Source organism: Methanospirillum sp. (assembly GCF_028679455.1).
In the GTDB taxonomy this organism is placed as follows: domain Archaea; phylum Halobacteriota; class Methanomicrobia; order Methanomicrobiales; family Methanospirillaceae; genus Methanospirillum.
In genome coordinates this window covers 1-2,990 of record NZ_JAJRBM010000367.1, presented here as the reverse complement: position 1 = coordinate 2,990, position 2,990 = coordinate 1, and the positions used below count along the sequence as shown (strand labels likewise).

Below are 2,990 nucleotides of genomic sequence, written 5' to 3'. Positions count from 1 at the left end.
GATTCCCGGTCTATCCGTTGAAAAATTTGAGACGAGTTATGTGTGGTCATTTTTGAATATTCCGGGTTTTGCTTGGAAAATTCAAGAGTGAATTGAATCATGTTATTAATTTTTTCAAGACCGGTTTGTCCCTGATTTATTTTTTCCTTTAATTTTTCGAGATAAATATACCATTTCTGCAATAGTATCGAGAAAAATAATGTATCTTTATTTTTGAAGTAGACATAGATCGAACTTTTACTTACATCGAGTTCGTCTGCAATCTCTTCCATAGTTACCTGTTCAAATCCCCTCTGTTGAAATAACCTTTCCGCGGTTGCTATTATTTCCGAACGTTTTCGTTCAGTTTTCCTCTTTTTTCGATCAATGTTCACCATGTGTCCCTCGGTTGGTTGTAAACGGAGGCAGTTTACATTTGTTACAGTCTGATTCAGTCAGGGATTTCCAATATATTTCCATAAAACATGCTGATATCTTTTGAATGTTACTGATTGCAGAGTATCCATCTGGTTTCCATTAGTTATCATATCGGATCATTTATGAGGGTTCATAATAAATAGAGTTTGTTCAAAAAATGACCAAGTTATAAATTTTATAATCGGTTCATTGATGAACAAATTGTGCATAAAAAATTCCCCCCATTCCTTCTAAAGGAATTATTGAGACTAAAATAGGTTCGTTAATGAGCTGTATGTCCTCACTGCATGTTGTGCATTATTACTGAATGGAGAAAAATCATGAATCATATTAAAAATGGGAATACTCATCAAATTAATCCGAAAAATATTGGAATTAACAGTACTGCAGAAGGCATGGCTTTATACCGGGTAATGGAATCAGAAAAAAAGGTTGATGAACGAATTTGTTGTGATCCATATGCCGTTTTTTTTCTTTCCGAAACAATACGAGGTTTGTTACATTCCAATTCCGATCAGTTAACCAGATACATGGAAGTAATCGATGCTCAATATCCCGGATTGAGCAACTCTGTTCTCGCAAGAACGCGATTTTTTGATGATGTCATCAATCAGATGCTTAATGATGGACTTGATCAATTCGTGATTATTGGTGCAGGATATGATTCACGGCCATTACGAATCGAGAGACTCAAAAAAATAAAAACAATTTTTGAATTGGATCAAAAAGAGATTCAATGTCGTAAAAGAGAATTATTATCCGGAATTTCCGAAAAAGTTCCTGAAAATCATGTTTACATTTCAATAGATCTGGAAAAAGACAATTTTTTTGAATCTCTCACTAAACAGGGATTTGATCCATCATTAAGGAGTCTTTTCCTGATGGAGGGAGTAATTTACTATTTATCACCAGATTCAGTAACCTCTGTTCTATCAGGGATAACACAGAAATGCGGGCGTGATTGCTCTATTATTTTTGATTATCCATCCCGCCCGCCACAGGGAATCATGGGAGATCACCAGAGATCTATTGAAAAAATCAGGGAACATATTCAGAATGTAGGAGAACAGTTTAAATTCATCATTCCCGGTGATGATGTGAATCAGTTCCTTATGAATCATGGTTTTACTATTGATCAGAAATTATCCGGTTCAGAATTGAAAGCCAGGTATTTTACCGGGATAAATTCGAATAGAATTGTCAGCCCTTTGATGTCCGTTGTTTTGGCACACGTGACTCCAGATGCAGAGTGAAATACCCATGTCAATGAGAATCAGCTCAGTAATCCGGAATCGTCTTGGCTGGTGTTTCCAGAAGGGAGGAATACAGCAGCAGGCAGTGGTACCGACCCATGAACAGGTAATTCATCACACCGAAGGTAAAAAAACCCGGCTGGATTCTGTATGGTATCGTGAATTCAGGATCCAGATGCTCGTGCTGGGAGTCATCGCGAGTACATATGTCATGTGGGTTTCTTCCATTGTCGGGAAGTCAGAGATCCTCTCGGTACTTGCCGGCATGATCATTGCGATACCGCTGGCAGGCCTGTCAATTCTTCATTACCGTGACTTCTTCTCTTCATTACTAAGAAAAAGCACGGAAAGCGAATGGAGCTGGTTTAAGGAACGAGGCAGAACCATCGTTTGCCTAGAATTTGGGTCCTTTGCAATGGTCATTGTGATTTTGTTCTGTTTCACCAGCGGTATGATACCGGGATATTCAAACCTCGCAGGCTTTGTTCCGGCGCTGGTTATGACATATATGGCGATCTTTCTTGTGTATATCTTCCTGTGGGAACGGGCCGCCGGGTTCCGGATATACATGAAGTGGCCGGTCTATTACTGCAGAAAGGTGCAGGCATAGTCATCAGTTCCCATCACGGGGAGGAGATTTGAATGAACATTACGATACTCTCATCAGGAATCTTCAGATGACATGACCGGAACCTCCGGCACATAAGAACGAAAATATGGTTCACGATCACGTGATGCGAATCTCATGGAAGATAATCCCGGTTTGAAGACGGGAAGAGCGGTTCCGGCCAGCAGGTCCCGGCGAACATCCGCTCTCGCTGGCTGCGTGATCTATGGGGCCTTCATGGCATTCCTGCTCTTCAGGATTGTTAACGATTAATACTGTTAGTTTTAAACAAATCAATAGTTATAATTTTACCAAGGCTAATCACTGTATAGTGATTCCGATGGATAACATGAACACTCAAAAGAAAAACAAACCGAAACCATCAGGACAGAACGGAAGTACAAAAGTCCTCGCGATCAACGCAAGCCCCCATAAAGATAAGGGAAACACCGCCCTTATCCTCACCCCGTTCCTTGAGGGGATGAAAGAAGCCGGTGCGGATGTTGAGATCATTTACACTGAAGATATCACAGTCCAATCCTGCCGGGGAGATTTCACCTGCATCTGCCGCCCCTCCGGCAGATGTATCCAGTCCGATGACATGGACTGGCTGATGCCCAAGGTACGGGATGCGGATATCCTGGTCTTTGCCTCACCAGTGTATGCTGACGGGGTCACCGGGCCGATGAAGACATTAATTGACCGGATGGTTC

General features: G+C 41.2%; 5 protein-coding genes. 4 read left to right on the top strand and 1 reads right to left on the bottom strand.

From position 1 onward, the window contains the following. Positions 1-377 (bottom strand): TetR/AcrR family transcriptional regulator (locus LUQ50_RS12470; protein ID WP_300040165.1); only part of this gene is annotated, 377 nt, incomplete at its 3' end. A 327-nt stretch (positions 378-704) separates the two neighbouring features. Here LUQ50_RS12470 and LUQ50_RS12465 point away from each other — a divergent pair. The 4 genes from LUQ50_RS12465 to LUQ50_RS12450 form a co-directional block, all read left to right on the top strand. Next, complete coding sequence (locus LUQ50_RS12465; protein ID WP_367279010.1) at positions 705-1,670, top strand: class I SAM-dependent methyltransferase; 966 nt, start codon at positions 705-707, stop codon at positions 1,668-1,670. Between the two features lie 13 nt (positions 1,671-1,683). Further along, a complete protein-coding gene (locus LUQ50_RS12460; RefSeq protein WP_300040163.1) occupies positions 1,684-2,280 on the top strand; it encodes a hypothetical protein in 597 nt (198 codons plus the stop codon). 135 nt (positions 2,281-2,415) lie between these two features. Next, positions 2,416-2,550, top strand: coding sequence for a hypothetical protein (locus tag LUQ50_RS12455; RefSeq protein ID WP_300040162.1), 135 nt, complete (start codon positions 2,416-2,418; stop codon positions 2,548-2,550). Positions 2,551-2,626: 76 nt separating this feature from the next. Then, positions 2,627-2,990: flavodoxin family protein (locus tag LUQ50_RS12450; RefSeq protein WP_300040161.1), on the top strand; the 364-nt coding region annotated here is incomplete at its 3' end.